The 15,385-nt window shown below is 76.0% G+C and carries 14 protein-coding genes; 2 read left to right on the forward strand and 12 right to left on the reverse strand.

Annotated features, from left to right (window positions below):
• Positions 1-13 precede the first annotated feature (13 nt).
• The 12 genes from M1O15_RS09365 to M1O15_RS09420 all read right to left on the reverse strand — a co-directional run bounded on the left by M1O15_RS09365 (position 14) and on the right by M1O15_RS09420 (position 12,697).
• The gene (locus M1O15_RS09365) at positions 14-1,120 is read right to left on the reverse strand and encodes an ABC transporter substrate-binding protein (RefSeq protein WP_248632832.1); all 1,107 of its coding nucleotides are present in this window, start codon (positions 1,118-1,120) and stop codon (positions 14-16) included.
• A gap of 191 nt (positions 1,121-1,311) precedes the next feature.
• Positions 1,312-2,475 carry an aldose epimerase family protein gene (locus M1O15_RS09370; RefSeq protein ID WP_248632833.1) on the reverse strand — a complete coding sequence of 388 codons (1,164 nt, stop codon included), beginning with the start codon at positions 2,473-2,475 and terminating at the stop codon, positions 1,312-1,314.
• 132 nt (positions 2,476-2,607) lie between these two features.
• Positions 2,608-3,672, reverse strand: a complete 1,065-nt coding sequence (locus M1O15_RS09375; RefSeq protein ID WP_248632834.1) for a LacI family DNA-binding transcriptional regulator — start codon at positions 3,670-3,672, stop codon at positions 2,608-2,610.
• A 189-nt stretch (positions 3,673-3,861) separates the two neighbouring features.
• Complete coding sequence (locus tag M1O15_RS09380; RefSeq protein WP_248632835.1) at positions 3,862-4,299, reverse strand: hypothetical protein; 438 nt, start codon at positions 4,297-4,299, stop codon at positions 3,862-3,864.
• Positions 4,300-4,455: 156 nt separating this feature from the next.
• The gene (locus M1O15_RS09385; protein WP_248632836.1) at positions 4,456-4,776 is read right to left on the reverse strand and encodes a hypothetical protein; all 321 of its coding nucleotides are present in this window, start codon (positions 4,774-4,776) and stop codon (positions 4,456-4,458) included.
• Positions 4,777-4,938: 162 nt separating this feature from the next.
• Positions 4,939-6,036 (reverse strand): LLM class flavin-dependent oxidoreductase, encoded by a 1,098-nt coding sequence (locus M1O15_RS09390; RefSeq protein WP_248632837.1) that lies wholly within the window; start codon positions 6,034-6,036, stop codon positions 4,939-4,941.
• Positions 6,037-6,054: 18 nt separating this feature from the next.
• The gene (locus M1O15_RS09395; RefSeq protein WP_248632838.1) at positions 6,055-7,083 is read right to left on the reverse strand and encodes an LLM class F420-dependent oxidoreductase; all 1,029 of its coding nucleotides are present in this window, start codon (positions 7,081-7,083) and stop codon (positions 6,055-6,057) included.
• 37 nt (positions 7,084-7,120) lie between these two features.
• A complete protein-coding gene (locus tag M1O15_RS09400) occupies positions 7,121-8,725 on the reverse strand; it encodes an ABC transporter substrate-binding protein (RefSeq protein WP_248632839.1) in 1,605 nt (534 codons plus the stop codon).
• 28 nt (positions 8,726-8,753) lie between these two features.
• Positions 8,754-9,833 (reverse strand): ABC transporter ATP-binding protein, encoded by a 1,080-nt coding sequence (locus tag M1O15_RS09405; protein WP_248632840.1) that lies wholly within the window; start codon positions 9,831-9,833, stop codon positions 8,754-8,756.
• Positions 9,830-10,789, reverse strand: a complete 960-nt coding sequence (locus tag M1O15_RS09410) for an ABC transporter ATP-binding protein (protein WP_248632841.1) — start codon at positions 10,787-10,789, stop codon at positions 9,830-9,832. Before M1O15_RS09410 ends, M1O15_RS09405 begins: the two co-directional genes overlap by 4 nt.
• Positions 10,786-11,673, reverse strand: coding sequence for an ABC transporter permease (locus M1O15_RS09415; protein WP_248632842.1), 888 nt, complete (start codon positions 11,671-11,673; stop codon positions 10,786-10,788). Before M1O15_RS09415 ends, M1O15_RS09410 begins: the two co-directional genes overlap by 4 nt.
• 1 nt (position 11,674) lies before the next feature.
• Positions 11,675-12,697, reverse strand: a complete 1,023-nt coding sequence (locus M1O15_RS09420; RefSeq protein ID WP_248632843.1) for an ABC transporter permease — start codon at positions 12,695-12,697, stop codon at positions 11,675-11,677.
• Positions 12,698-13,371: 674 nt separating this feature from the next.
• Here M1O15_RS09420 and M1O15_RS09425 point away from each other — a divergent pair.
• Positions 13,372-14,280, forward strand: coding sequence for a response regulator transcription factor (locus M1O15_RS09425; protein WP_248632844.1), 909 nt, complete (start codon positions 13,372-13,374; stop codon positions 14,278-14,280).
• A 339-nt stretch (positions 14,281-14,619) separates the two neighbouring features.
• Complete coding sequence (locus tag M1O15_RS09430) at positions 14,620-15,384, forward strand: hypothetical protein (RefSeq protein ID WP_248632845.1); 765 nt, start codon at positions 14,620-14,622, stop codon at positions 15,382-15,384.
• Position 15,385 lies beyond the last annotated feature (1 nt).

The raw sequence follows: 15,385 nt of genomic DNA on the forward strand, positions 1-15,385 counted from the left end.
CGCGGCGGGGCGTTCAGTACGCCCGGCCGAGGTCCTGCTCGGCGTTGTCCGCGTCATAGGCCCCGTCCTCGATGACGATCTCCTGGGGCACCTCCTCGCCCCGGGTGAAGGCGTCCAGGGTCCGGAAGGCGAGCGGGCCGAAGCGCGGGTTGGACTCGATCACGCCCTGGATCCAGCCGTCCACCACGCCCTGGACCGCGTTGCGGGTGCCGTCGATGGTGATGATCTTGACGTCGCCGGGCTTCTTGCCGGCGCCCTTGAGCGCGCCCACCGCGCCGAGGCCCATCTCGTCGTTCTCGGCGTAGACGCCGTTGATGCCCGGCTGCGACTGGATCAGCTGCTCGGTGACCTGCTGGCCCTTCTCCCGGGCGAAGTCGCCGGTCTGCTCGAAGACGATCTCCAGCTCGGGGGCCTTCTCGGCGATCCGGTCCTTGAAGCCCTTGGTCCGCTCGGTGGTGACGTTGTTCCCGGCCGCGCCGAGCAGGATGGCCACCTTGCCCTTGCCGCCGGTCGCCTCGATCATCTGGTCCGCCGCGCGCTTGCCCTGCTCCACGAAGTCCGAGGCGATGAAGCTGACATAGTCCTTGCAGGGGTCGGCGTTGATCTGCCGGTCGATGGTGACGATCGGCACCTTACGCGCCGCCGCCGCGCGCAGCACCGGCTCCCAGCCGTCGGAGTTGAGCGGCGCGATGACCAGCACGTCGGCGCCCTTGGCCAGCAGGTCCTGGACATCGCTGATCTGCTTGGAGAACTGCGACTGGGCGTTGGCCGTCAGCAGCTTGACGCCCCGTTTGGCCGCCTCGTCCTTGATGGACCGCGTCTCGGCGATACGGAACGGGTTGGCCTCCTTCTCGGACTGCGAGAAGCCGACCGTCGCGCCCTTCAGGTCCAGCGTGTCCCCGCCGTACGCCGCCAGGGTGCAGCCCTTGCCGCCGGGCTTGGGGGCGGCCACCTTCTGGCCGGCGTCGGCGTCGGCGCCGGTGGCCGACGGCTTGGCCGCACCGTCCGCGTCGTCCTCGGACTTGGCGCAGCCGGCGGCGGTGAGCGCCACCGCCAGCGCCAGTGAGGCGGCGGCCGCCGGTCGGGCGAGCGGGTGGCGGCGGTGGGAGGTGAAGTTCATGGCTGACCCCGATCCGGTGGCGCGACGGCAGGCATGGGACAGGTGAGGCGGCGGGGGAGAGCGCCGGGCCCGGGCCCACTCGGGGCCGGGCCGGAGTGCCGCTCAGGACGTCATCCGCAGGAGGTTTTTACATCGTTGGAAGACCGCTGTAAACCCCCTGTGCGACAGCTGATCGCGCGGACGTCCCGCCGTCACGGCCCCGTACGCGGCGCCAGATGCGGGAAGTCGAGCTCGGTGCGGCTGCGCAGCACCTCGCCCGGCCGCAGCACGGCGGAGGGGTAGTCCGGGCGGTTCGGCGCGTCGGGGAACGCCTGCGTCTCCAGGCACACCCCCGCGTGACGGCCGTGGGGGCCGCCCCCGGCCAACTGGTTGCCGCTGTACACCTGGAGCCCCGGCTCCCCGGTCCACACCTCCATCACCCGCCCGCTGCCCGGGTCCTCCAGCCGCGCCGCCCGCCGCAGCACCTGCCCCCGCCCGGCCGCCCGGCCGCGCAGCGCCCAGCAGTGGTCGTAGCCGCCCGCCGTGCTCAGCTGGGGGTCGGCCGCGGCGATCCGCTCCCCGATGGGGTGCGGCGCGGTGAAGTCGAACGGCGTCCCCGCGACCGGCACCGGCGGCCCGGCCAGCGGCACCCCGCCGTCGTCCACCGGGAGGTAGCCGTCCGCGTCCACGGTGAGCAGATGGTCCAGCACCCGGCTCCCCGGCCGGCCGGAGAGGTTGAAGTAGGCGTGCTGGGTCAGCGCCGCCACGGTGGGCCGGTCGGTGGTCGCCCGGTAGTCGACGGCCAGGGTGCCGTCCCGGTCCAGCCGGTACTCCACCGCCACCGACAGCGCGCCCGGGAAGCCCTGGTCGCCGTCCGGACTGACCAGGCTCAGCCGCACGGCCGCCGCCCCGTCCGGCCGCCGCACCGGCTCCGCCGCCCACACCCGCCGGTCGAAGCCCTCCGGGCCGCCGTGCAGCGCGTTGCCCCGGTCGTTGACCGGTATCCGGTGCACCGTCCCGTCCAGGGTGAACGCCCCGCCCCGGATGCGGTTGGCGTACCGGCCCACCACCGCGCCCAGGTAGTCGCCCTGCCCCGCGTACGCCGGGACGTCCGGCAGCCCGAGCACCACCTCGGCCGCACCGCCTCCGCCCGGGCCCGGCACCCGCAGCGACTGGAGCACCGCCCCGTAGCTGAGCACGGCGGCGCTCACCCCGCTCGGGGAGGTGAGCACGAAGCGCTCGACCGGCACGCCGTCCGGGGTGCGGCCGAAGTCCTCCCGCCGGACGGCGCACCCCGGGGCAAAGGCCGTGGCCCCGACGGGGGAGGGGGACGGCTGGGGTACGGGCGCGGCGGGTGGGACGGCGGATGCGGACATGGGTCTCCTCGGAGCGGCGGTGGCGGCGACGGACCGGACGCCGCGACGTTACAACGATGTAAGAGGGTCCCGTAAGACGAACGAGGCACGTACGCGTTCGCTGTCGGGCGCCGGCCGCCCGGGAGGGGTGCCCTAACGCCCGGGCGTGCTCGCCCGCCCGAGGGTGCTCTCCCGCTCGATGAGCGAGAAACCCGCGGTGAGCCGGCGCGGGGGCTGCTGCTCGCCGCCCGGTTCGCCCCCCGGACGGCCGCCCGGCCGGGGCTCGCCGCCGAGCCGGGACAGCACCGACTCCACCGCCATCCGCGCGATGGCCGCCTTGTCGGGGGAGACGGAGGTCAGCGTCACCGCGCCGTACCGGCCCTCCACCACGTCGTCGAAGCCGGCCACCGCCACGTCCTCGGGGACCCGCAGCCCTCGCTCGGAGAGCACCCGCATCGCGCCGATGGCGACCAGGTCGTTGTAGGCGAAGACCGCGTCCGGCCGCCGCCCCGCGTCCAGCAGCCGCGCCATCGCCCGGGCCCCGTCCTCGTGCCCCCAGCCGTCGGTCGCGCCCACCAGCCCCTCGTCGGCGGGCAGCCCGGCCGCGGCCAGCTCCTCGCGCCAGCCGCGTACCCGCAGTTCGGCGGGCTGGTTGCGGCGCGGGCGCGAGCCGAGGAACGCCACCTCCCGGCGGCCGAGGTCCAGCAGATGGCGCACCGCCGCGCGGGCCGCGGCCACGTTGTCGATGGCGATGTGGTCGTACGGCAGGTCGTAGTGGCGCTCGCCGAGCAGCACCAGCGGCACCGGCTCGGTGCGGCCCTCCAGGTCCTCGGTCTGGAGCTCCAGCGGGCTGAGGATCAGCCCGTCGATCACCCGGGCCCGGAAGCCCTGGCTCACCAGCAGCTCCTGTTCGCGCCGGCCGCCGGTGTGGTCCAGCAGCACGATGTAGTCGTGCTCGGCCGCCGCGTCGATCACCGCGGCCGCCAGCTCCGCGAAGTAGGGGTTGCCCAGCTCCGGCAGCGCCAGCGCGATGATCCCGGTGCGGCCCTTGCGCAGATGGCGGGCGGTCATGTTGGGCCGGTAGCCCAGCTCGTCGATGGCCTGCTGCACCCGGGCCCGCATCGCCGGGGTGACGTGCTGGTAGTTGTTCACCACGTTGGAGACGGTCTTGATCGACACGCCCGCGCGGAGCGCGACGTCCTTGAGACTGACCCGCACGGCGTTCCCTCCGGTCGAAGGCCGGGCGCGGCCGGCCCGGCACCTGCCCGCGGGAAGGGCCGCGAAAGGGCTCGGAGCGGGCTTGCAACGTTATACGGTTCCGGCCGGGACGCCGCAAGGGAGGATGCGCCGGGGTCCGTACCGCGGCCCCGGCGCACCGCTTCGGGCCGCTCAGGCGGCTCGGGCCGCTCAGGCCGTGAACTGCTGAGGCGGCTGGTCCTGGCCGTCGAAGGTGAGGAAGACGGAGGTGTAGCCCGAGTGCACGTCCGGGTTCGGGTAGCTGGTCACCTGCCAGGGCGCGTCCACGACACCCGGTCCGCAGGGCAGGACGCCGGAGCCCGAGGGTATGGCCATCGGCAGGATCTGCAGGGCGTTGAAGGTGACGGTCACGCTGGTGCCGGTCGGCTCGGTACAGGTGTACACGCCGCCCACGGTCAGGGTGCCGCTGTTGAACGGCGGGTTGGCGGGCTGGGCGTCGGCCCACTGGAGCTGTACGGATGTGACCCCCTGCGCGGTGGCGGGGGCGGCCGCCGCGGTGGGGGCCGTGGTGAGCGCCGCCGCGGCGGTCAGGCAGATCAGGGCGGCTGCGGCGGTGCGGGCGCGGACCGGGGACGCGGACGAGGGCATGGCGGGCTCCAGTGGTCAGGGGCCGGTGCGGACGGCGGGCACCACAGGCTGGTCCGCCCGCCCTGCCCCGCGGCAGTCGCACACCCCCGCGCGCGGACGCACCCCCGGGGGCGCACCCGGCCGGCGCGGCGGGGGAGCCGGGATCGAGGCGGGCTCTTACGCGGCCAGGGAGCCCTCTCCGTCCGCGTACCGCTTTCCCGGGCGGCAGCGGCGCCGGTAGTAGGCGCAGGTCAGCGCGAGCACCAGCGGGCCCCACAGCATCCCGGGGAAGACGCAGAGGCGGGCCAGTATCTCCCAGCCGCCGCTGCTGAAGGCGGCGCTGCCACCCACGCCGAACCAGCTCAGCGGCACAGGGGCCCAGAACGCCGTCGCGCCCAGGCCGCCGAGGACGGCGGGGATGATCACCGCGAAGGGGGCGAGGCGCCTGCCGCCGACGAACGGCAGCCAATCGGGGGCGACTTCGCCCCACCCGCGCACCAGGCTGAGCCCCGGTCAGCCCCCGGGACGAGGCGGCGAGAGGGAGCAGCGGTCCGGACACCACCCGGGCCCTCGTTCGCATGGCACCGCCCCGGAGGCCGCCCTCGCTCGGGCGGCTGTCCCTCGGCGACCTCCACCCGCTCCCGCCGTCCCGAGCCGCCCTCACCAGGCGCCGCGCCGGCCCGCCCGGTACGGGTCGCGGAGGCGCCGTACCAGGTCGCGCCGGAGTTCGCGGTCCTGGGCGCGCTCCACCGCCATGTCCAGCTGGACCACGTCCACCCCGGCGGCCCGCAGCACCCCGATGCGGTCGGCGACCGTCGCGGGGGAGCCGACGAACGCGGCGGCCAGCGAGCGGCGGACATAGGCCTCGGTCTGGCGGCGGCCGTGTGCCGGGTCGGAGCGGCCCCGCTCCCGGTCCCGGTCCAGCTGCACCGCACCGGTGAACCGGTCACCGCCGCCGTCCGCGGCCCCGGTGAGCCGCAGCGCCTCCCGGCCCAGCACCCGGGCCCGCTCCTGCGCGGCCTCGTCGTCCTTGCCCAGCACCAGGGTCAGATGGCGCCAGATCCGCAGCGGGCGGCCGTGCCGGGCGGCGGCCGCCCGCACCTCGGCGATCCGCCGCCGGGTGGCCGGGACCGGCAGCGCCGGCACCGCGTACACCTCGGCGTACCGCGCGGCCAGCTCCAGACCCTCCGGCGAGGAGCCGCCGAAACTGATCAGCTCCCCGCGCGGCTCGGGCACCAGCCCGCAGTACGCGTCCCGGACCGTGTAGAACTCCCCGTCGTGGTCGAAGGGTTCACGGGCGGCCAGGGTCCGGGTGAAGAGCGAGAGGTACTCGTCCGCGCGCCGGTAGCGGTCGGCCTTGCCGAGCACATCGCCGTCCCGCAGTACATCGGCGTCGCTCGACCCGACGATGACATGGGCGGCCGCCCGGCCCCCGGAGAGCCGGTCCAGGGTGGCCAGCGCCCGGGCGGCGGCGGTCGGCGCGGTCGTCCCGGCCCGGTGGGCCACCGCGATCCGCAGCCGGCTGGTGGCCGCCAGCGCCCAGGCGGCCACCAGCCAGGGGTCCGGCCAGGAGCTGGACTGCGTCACCAGCGCGCTGTCCAGGCCGTCCTCCTCGTTCTCCCGGGCGGTGCGCGCCACATACCCGGGGTCGGCGGCGCGCTCCCTCGGGTCCGGGGCGAACCGCAGCGCGCTGCGCTCCTCCGGGGTGTCCCCGGCGACCGGCGCCGCCCGCACCCCGCCGCGTATGTCCAGCTCCACGGTGGCCACCACCGGGCCTCAGGCGCCCGCGGGCCCCAGCCGGGCCAGGGTGTCCAGCACCCGGGCCCGGCTGACGAACACCTCGGGCGGCAGCGAGACATACAGCTGGATGGTGGTCACCCCGGGCCGGTGGTAGCGCAGGATGCGCTCCCGGCACTCCTCCGGGGAACCGCTGACGAACAGCCCGTCGACCACCTCGTCCGGCAGCGCCTTCTGCGCCCCCTCCGGGTCGCCGTCCGCCCACCGCTCATGGCACTCGCGCAGCAACTCCCCGTGCCCCAGCCACTCGTGGAACTTCCGGTACGGCTCCCGATTGAGGATCCAGGCGAGGAACGGCCGGGTGGCCCGGTGGGCATACCCGGTGTCCTCGGTGGGGCAGACGAACACCTTCACCACCAGCTCCTTGCCGGGCGGCTGCGGACCGACCGCGTCCAGCACCTTCGGCACGTCCTCCGGGAAGAGCAGATTGCTGATCGCCCCGTCCCCCTCGGTGAACCCCAGCCGCAGCATCCCGGGCCGCAGCGCGCCGAGGATCACCTTGACCGGCTCGCTCGGCGGATGCGGCAGCCGGTAGCCGGAGATGGAGAAGGTGTCGAAGTCGCCCGCCACATGCTCCCCGCGCAGCGCCCGGGTGAGGAAGCGCAGCACGTCCCGGGTCCGCTTGAACGGCTCGTCGAACGGGATGCCGTTGATGTCGGTGACATGCGCCGGCACCGACGCCCCGATGCCCAGCAGCAGCCGCCCAGGGGCCAGTTGGGCGAGGGTGGCGGCGGTCTGGGCGAGCACCGCGGGCCCCCGGGTGTGCACCGGCACGATGCCGGTGGCGATCCGCAGCGTCGGCGACCAGGCCGCGGTGGTGGCCAGCGGGGTGAAGGCGTCGGTGCCGCCGCCCTCCGCGCTCCACACGTCGGTGTAGCCGAGGTCGGGCAGCCGGTCCACGATGAAGCGGTGCCGGTCGATGGTGAGTCCGGGCAGCGGCAGGGTGACCCCCCACTTGGGCGGGTCGGCCGGTCCGGGATGGGCGAGGTGGTGCGGGGGCGCGCTCATGGCGGCGTCCTTTCCAGGAGGGGCCAGGGGGCGGAGGTCAGGAGCCGACCGAGACGCCGGTGAGGTCCAGGAACCAGGACTGCGGCTGCACCAGCCCCTTGACCTGCGGGGCCAGCGCGCGCGGGTTGCGGTCGTTGACCACGAACAGCCAGGGCGCGTCCTCGGTCACCAGCGACAGCGCCTCGCGGTAGTCGGCCCGGCGCCGCTCCCGGTCGGGCGAGGCGGAGGCGGAGGCCAGCAGCGCGTCCACCTTCCTGTTGCTGTAGCCGCCGGTCCAGAACGGGCTGCCGGTGCCGATGAACAGCGGCAGCAGCGCCTCCGACTGGAAGAGCGTGGTGGACTGCGCGATGGCCTGCGAGCCGAGCGCCACCTTGCCCTTGGCCTCGGCGCTGATCAGCGTGGTCCAGTCGGTGGTCCGGATCTCGGCCCGGATGCCGACCGCGGCCAGGTCGCGCTGGACCGCCTCGGCGATGGGCACCGGCAGCAGATTGCCCGAGCCGCCGGTCGGCACGGTCACCGAGGTGCTGAACCCCTTGGCGTGCCCGGCCTCGGCGAGCAGCCTGCGGGCCTTGTCCGGGTCGTAGCCGTAGGTGTCGCCGGCCTTGTCGTAGGCGAAGGTCGCGCGGGGCGCGGCCTGGTGGGCCGGGTCGGCGGTGCCGTGCAGCAGGTTCTTCGCGATGGCGTCCCGGTTGATCGCGTAGTTGGCGGCCCGCCGGACCCGGGCGTCCTTCCAGGGGCCCTTGGTGGTGTCCAGGATCCAGTACCAGAGGTGGTCGTAGCTGTTGGTGGCGATGGTCGCCCCGTCCGCGCGCAGCGAGGCGATGTCGTCGGGGTTGGGGTACTCGATCCAGTTGACGTCGCCCGAGCGCAGCGCCGCGGTGCGGGCCGCGGCGTCCGGCAGCGCGGTCACCACCAGCCGCTGAAGCTTCGGCGCGCCGCGCCAGTAGGCCTTGTTGGCCTTCAGCTCGACGCGCTGGCCCTCCCGCTGGGAGACGAAGGAGAACGGCCCGGTGCCCACCGGCTTGCGGGCGAAGTCCTTGGTCCCGGTCTTCCTGATCGCGTCCGGGCTGGCGATGAGCACATGGGCCAGGTCCTCGGGGAAGTGGCCGTTCGGCTCGGCGGTGACCAGCTCGACCCGGTCGCCGCCGAGCGCCCGGTAGCTCTTGATGCCTCCCGCGTACTCGCCCGCGGCCGCCCCCAGCGCCTCGGTCCAGTAGGCGCTCTTCTCGTTCAGGTAGCGGTCCAGGTTGAACACCACCGCCGCCGCGTCGAACGGGGTCCCGTCCTGGAACTCCACCCCGTCCCGCAGCTCGAAGGTCCAGGTGCGGCGGTCCTCGGCGACCTTCCAGGAGGTGGCCAGCGCCCCGGTGATCTCCGGCGGCGCGTCGCCTCCGGAGAGGTCGTAGCGGGTCAGGCCCTCGTAAATCTGGAAGCTGACCAGGCGCTTGCCCTCGAACCCGGCACCGCCGATCACGGTGTCGGTGTTGGGGAGCTTCCCGGTGGCCCCGATGACCAGGGTGCCGCCCTTGGCCGCCCCGTCCGAGGCCGCCGTACCGGACGGGCCGCAGCCGGAGGCGGTCAGCAGAAGGGCGGCGGCGGCCGGCAGCGCGGCGAGCCGGGGGGATCGGCGGTGGTGCGTCATGGCGGTTCCTCGATCGGGGTCGTGGGTGTTACGGGGATGGGATGGTGTCGCCGGGAAGGGGCCGCCCGGAGGCGGCGGCCAGCAGGGCCCGGGTGTACGGGTGGGCGGGGGCGTCGAAGACCCGGGCCGACGGCCCCTCCTCGACCACCCGGCCGTGCCGCAGCACCACCACCCGGTCGGCGATCCTGGCCACCACGGCCAGGTCATGGGTGATGAACAGATAGCCGAGGCCGGTCCGTTCGCGCAGCTCCACCAGCAGGTCCAGCACCCGGTCCCGGGTGTCCGGGTCCAGTGCGGAGGTCGGCTCGTCGCAGACCACCAGCGCGGGGCCGGTGGCCAGGGCCCGGGCGATGGCCACCCGCTGGAGTTGCCCGCCGGACAGCCCGCTCGGCCGCCGCCGGGCCAGCCCCGGGGCGAGTCCGACCGAGTGCAGCAACTCGGCCACCCGGTCCCGTCGTTCGGCTCGCGGCACGCCGTGCGCCCGCAGGCTGAACGCGATCGCCTCGCCGGCCGGCAGCGCCGGATTGAGCGAGCCGCCGGGGTGCTGCGGCACGAACTGGAGCCGCGCCCGCACCGCCCGCCCGCCCCGGCCGCGCAGCCGGTACGGATCGGCGCTCGCGAACCGGACGGTGCCGGTGTCCGGGGCCAGCAGCCCCAGCGCCAGCCGGGCCAGCGTGGACTTGCCCGAACCGGACTCGCCGACCAGCCCCACCGTCTCCCCGGCCGCCACCCCGAGCGTCACCCCGTCCACGGCGGGCCCATGGGCGCCGAAGGACTTGGTGACCCGGTTGAGGTGGAGGAGCGCAGGGCTGTCGGACGGATGCGGTCCGGGCCCGGCGGAATGCTCCGGTACGGGGACGGGGACGGGGACGAGGGCGGGATGCGGTACGGGGGAGGAGGGCCGGTGCGGTACGCGCCCGGGGAGCCCGTCGTGTACGGGTACGGGGGCGCCGACCGGGTCGGACGCGGGGGCGCCGGGCGGGTCGGGCGCGGCGTTCCGATGCCGTACGGGCGCTGGGGCGCCGGGTACGGGGCCCCGACTCCGTACGGGCGCGGGTGCCCCGCCCTCGTACGGCAGCGGCTTGCCCCGGCTCGGGCTCGGGCTCATCGGGCCGCCTCCTTCGCGACGGGCGGGTCCTCGGCGTACGGGTCATGTGCTCCACGCCCGGCGGAGGAGGACGTGGCGGTGTACGGGCCCCCGGCGCCCGGGCCCTCGTGACGCGGGCCTCCGCCGCCCGGGCCCCCGCCTCCCGGCCCCCCGCCGCCCGGTCCCTCGACCCGTGGGCCCCCGCCGCCCTGGCCGCTCGTCGGCACATGCGGAAACTCCGGGGCCGCGCCCAGCACCTGGCTCGCCGGGCCGGTCGTGGTGAGGCGGCCGGCGGAGAGTACCGCCACCTCGCCGCCCGCCCGGCGGGCCACGTCCAGGTCGTGGGTGACCAGCAGCAGGGCGGTGCCCTGGGTGTCCCGTAGCCGGGCGAACAGCTCCAGCACCCGGGCCCGCAGCAGGACGTCCAGCGCGGTGGTCGGCTCGTCGGCGACCAGCAGCGCGGGACGGCAGGCCACCGCGAGGGCGATGGCCGCCCGTTGCCGCTGCCCGCCGGAGAGCTGGTGCGGAAGGCTCGCCGCCACCCGCTCCGGATCGGCCACCCCGGCCGCCTCCAGCAGCGCGGGCACCGCCGCCCGGGCCGCCCGCCGCCCGGCCGCCTCGCCATGGCGCCGCAGCACCTCGGCGATCTGGCGGCCCACCGTACGCAGCGGATCCAGCGAGGCGGTGGGGTCCTGGGCGACGTAGCCGATCCGGCGGCCCCGGATCCGGCCGAGCGCCCGCTCCCCGGCGCCCACCAGCTCGGCACCCTCGAAGAGGACCGAACCGGAGGTCCGGGTGGCGCGCCGGGCCAGCCCCAGCACCGCGCGGGCCACCGTGCTCTTGCCGCTGCCGGACTCCCCGAGCAGCACCAGCGTCCCGGCCGCCGGCAGCGCGAGCGAGACCCCGTCCACCGCCCGGACCGTGCCGCCGGGCCCCTGGTGCTCCACCGTCAGACCGCTGATCCTCAGCAGGCTCATCGCAGCTCCTCCCGTACCCCGACGCGCCGCCGCAGCGCCTCGCCGAGCGCGTTGAACACCACCGAGACCGCGAGGATCGCCAGCGCGGGCAGCACCGCCAGCTCCGGCCGGGTCAGCAGCGCGGGCCGCAACTCGTCGAGCATCGCGCCCCATTCGGGGGCCGGCGGGGCGACGCCCAGACCGAGGAACGACAGCCCCGCCGCGTACACCACGGCCAGCCCCACCAGCGAGGAGGCGTAGGCGAGCACCACCGGCGCCACCACCGGCAGCACCTGCCGCACCGCGACGGCGCCCCGCCCGGCGCCGCTCACCCGGGCCGCCTCCAGATACTCGGCGGCGCGGATCCGCCGCACCTCGGTGTGCGCCACCCGGGTGACCGCCGGGGTCAGCACCACCGACAGCGACAGCACGGTGGCGGTCAGCCCGGGCGTCAGCACGGTGGCCACCGCGATCGCCAGCAGGATGCCGGGGAACGCGTACAGCACGTCCAGCGAGCGCAACAGGGCCTGCTCGGTGGCCCGGCCGCCCAGCCCGGCGGCGATGCCCAGCGCCGTACCGAGGACGGTGGCCGCCAGCACCGGCAGCAGGCCGCCCACCAGCGACGGACGGGCGCCCAGCAGCAGCCGGCTGAGCAGGTCGCGCCCCTGGCCGTCGGTGCCCAGCGGGTGGCCGGGGGCGCCCGGGCCCAGCAGCCGCCCGGTCAGCGAGCCGTCCGCCGCCCCGTGGGGCGCGAGCAGCGGCGCCGCGGTGGCCACCACCAGCAGCAGCACCGCCAGCGCGGCCGGCACCGCGAGCGCCGCGCCGGGCCACCGGACCGGTCGGCGGCGGGGCGTCACGGCCGGAACGGGGCGGTCGAGCGGGGGATCGAGGACAGGGACGGCCATCTCAGCCCCGCACCCGGGGGTCGATCCAGGCGTGCGCGGTGTCCACCAGGATGTTGATGCCGACGAAGGCCACCGCCACCACCAGCACCCCGCCCTGCACCAGCGGCAGGTCCCGGGCGGCCAGCGCGTCGTACAGCAGCCGTCCCAGTCCCGGCCAGGCGAACAGGGTCTCCACGAACACGACTCCTTCGAGCAGATAGGCCAGTTGCAGCCCGGCGATGGTCAGCAGCGCGGGCGAGGCGTTGTGCGCGCAGTGCCGCCACACGGCGAGCCGGCCCAGGCCCCGGGCGCGCAGCGCGTCCGCCAGCTCCCCGGCGAGCACCGAGGCCAGCGCGGCCCGGAACACCCGGGCGGTCAGCCCCAGCGGCACCAGCGCGGCCGCCACCGCGGGCAGCACCAGATGGGAGAGCAGATCACCCGGACCGCCCGCGCCGAACGCGGAGTGGGTGCCGCCCGCCGGGAACCAGCGCAGCTTCACCGCGAACACCGCGATGAGCAGCAGCGCCACCGAATACTGCGGCGCCGAGATCGACAGCGTGGACAGCGCCCCGCACAGCCGGCCGAGCGGGCTCTCCGGCCGGGTCGCGCCCGCCGCGCCCAGCAGCACCCCGGCGACCAGCACCAGGACGAACGCGGCCCCGGTCAGCAGCAGGGTCTGCCCCAGCGCCGGGGCCAGCAGCTCGGTCACCGGCCGCTGCCCGGCCACCGACACCCCCAGGTCGCCGGTGGCCGCGTGCCCCAGCCAGGTCAGATAGCGCACCGGCAACGGCTCGTCCAGGCCCAGCCGTTCGGCCAGCGCCGCCCGTGCCTCGGCGGGCGCCCCCGGCCCCAGGAACACGCTCACCGGGTCGCCCGGCACCAGGGCCACCGTGGCGTACACCACCGCCGTGACGCCCAGCAGCGTCGGCACCGCGAGCCCGAGCCGGCGCAGCAGGAACCGGCCGATGCCGCCCTCGCCGAGGGCCCGGGCGCTGACCCGGGCGCCGGCGGGGCGGCGCACCGGCGGTGCGGTGGCGGCGGACATACACGGTCCTTCCGGAGAGGGCGAGGGGGCGAGGGGGCGTTGGGCGGCCGGGTGGCGGCGATACGCACAGGGGCCGGGACGGGCGCCCGGCGCGGCGGAGGCCGACGGCGCCTCCGGGACCGGGCGGGCGGCCACCGGGTGAGGCACCGGGCGGCGGCCGGACCGCGACGGGGCCGCGGCAGGGCACCCGCCCGGTGCGTACCGGCCACGGGCCGCCCGGCGACGAGTGCGGCGGGCCGTGGGACGAAGAGTGCGGTCCCGGGGCCCGGTCCAGCCAGTCAGGCGTTGATGCTGATACTCCGGGTCATAGGACCGGCGCCACCGGGCAGCGCCGGACCCCCTCCCCGTACGGGGAGGACCGTCTTGACCCCCTCAATGGCTCAAATTAGGCTGCTCATATGGCATATCGGCGGACCGACTTCACCCTGGTCGGGATCGGCGGCTCCTGGCACCGCAGGTGCTTCGACGAGCTGTGTCTCCGCGCGCCGGGCGCCGAGTGACCGTCCGTCACCCGATGAGGTGACCGGAACAGCCGTCACCGGGCAGCGCCCCCTCTCCTCCACCACCCTGGCCGCCCAGCCCGCCCGCGCGCGCGGCGGCGGCACGCATTCCTCCGAGGGGAAACGCACCATGCCGTACACCCGCCGTACCCTCCGCCCGGCCGGAGGCGCCCCATGGGAGCGCTGACCGGACTGCCGGGCCATGGCACCGACCGGGCGAGACCCCAGCCCGGCCCGCCCGTCATCCGCAGGACCGCGGCGCCCGCCACCGTGCGCGCCCTGCACACCGAGATCGACAACCCGCTCGACCTGGTCGCCGGCCACCATCTGCTGCGCGAGCCCTGGGGAGCCGCCGCGACCCCGGCTCCGACCGCGCCCGCCCCCTGCCCCTGCGACCACCCGGTGTGCCGGACCGCCGCCCCGCAGAGCGACCCGGTCCGGGTCTTCCTGGTGCTCCGCCAGCGGGTCGCCGGGGCCGGGCTGCGCTCCCTGCTCGCCGCCGTCCCCGACTTCGCCGTGGTGGGCAGCGCCACCGAGCCGGACGGCGCGCTCGGCGCGGTCCGCCGGGTCCGGCCGGACGTCATCCTGCTCGGCACCGGCCCCGACCTCGGCACCGATCTCTCGGCCGTGACCCGGCTGCGCGCCCCGGGGGCCGCCCCGGGCGCCCGGGTGCTGCTGCTGCGCCGCGCCGAGTCCACCGCCGAGGCGGCCCGGATGCTGCTGGCCGGCGCGGGCGGCTGCTTCCCGCTCGACCTGGACGAGGACCAGATCGCCGGAGCGGTGGCGCTCGCCGCGGCCGGCGGCACCGTCTTCCTCCCCGCGCCGCCGCCGGCCCGGCTGCCCGCCGCCGGACTCGACCGGGAGGCCACCGAGCCGCAGCCCCAGCAGGCCGGGCTCACCGACCGCGAACGGCAGGTGCTCACCCAGCTCGGCCGGGGTCTCAGCAACGCCGAGATCGGGCGCGAACTCGCCCTCGCCGAGGCCACCGTGAAGAAGCACCTCACCCAGGCCATGCGCAAGACCGGCCAGCCCGACCGCCTCCGCGCCGCCCTCTACGCCGTCCGCCACGGCCTGGCCGGCTGACCGCCGCACCCTCCGCGAATCCACAGATCCGCAGATCCTCCGCAATTCCGCAGTTCCACAGATCCGCAGTCCCGCAGGGCGGGCCCCAGCATCGGGGCCCGCCCCGTGCCGTCTCCGCGACCCGCCGCTGACCTGCGGGGGCGACCTTCGGAGCATCCGGGGGCGCTGTTCGTCGCCCCGGACGGCTCCGAACGGAGGTTCCGGGCCCGTACACCCGCTCCCTAGCGTGAACGCGAGAACCGGAAGCCGGAGCCGGAGCCGCCGCGGAGCGGCACCCCCGTACCGCGCCCCGGCCCCTCCCCACCACCACCCCGCGGAGCAGAGCCCCGAGGAGCTTCGATGAGCGATGGGCACGACCCCTCCCAGCGGCCCCTTGCCGGGCCCCCGCGCACGGCCCTGCTGATGGCCCCGCCGACCGGGTGCGGCCCGGCCGCCTCCGCCCCGCCCAGATCCCCGTACCGGGCCATGCCGCCCACCGAGCGGTCCGCCCTGTGGCGGCAGCGGCTGCACGAGGCCGAGGCGGGGCTCACCCGCTATCTGGTCTCCCGGGGCGACGAGGTCCGGCTGACCGAGTGGTTCGCCCTGCAGGCCGAGATCTTCGCCGACCTCCCCGAGGACGGCGCCGGACCGGAAGCGTGGCAGCGGATCTTCTTCCGCGGCCAGGCCCTGATGGAGCGCTTCCTGGTCCACCGCTACGGCGAGGCCGTCCTCGCCGACTGGGCCCGCTCCAACGCCGAGGTGCACCGCGAGGTGGAACCCGACCACGGCCGGGGCGCCGCCGACACCGTGCACCGGATCGCCCGCCAGGCCGAACTGTACGGATCGGAGTACGAGTTCGACGACGAGCAGCCGCCCGCCGCCGACCGGGCCGCGGTCACCATCACCCACTGCGCCATCTGGGACTACCGCGAGCAGGCCCGCCGTACCGGGGTCCGGCTCACCCTCGCCTCCCCGTGCACCTACTGCACCGAGGCGCTGTCGGCCAACATCCGCGCCAAGGGCTACACCCCGGCGCACCGGCTGATCGCCGGACCCACCGGGCACGGCTGCCGCTGGGAGGCCGCCGACCCCGGTACCGGTGCCGACACCCCCGAGGAGGCCTGAG

The sequence above is a fragment of the Streptomyces lichenis genome (assembly GCF_023218175.1).
Classification (GTDB): Bacteria; Actinomycetota; Actinomycetes; order Streptomycetales; family Streptomycetaceae; genus Streptomyces; species Streptomyces lichenis.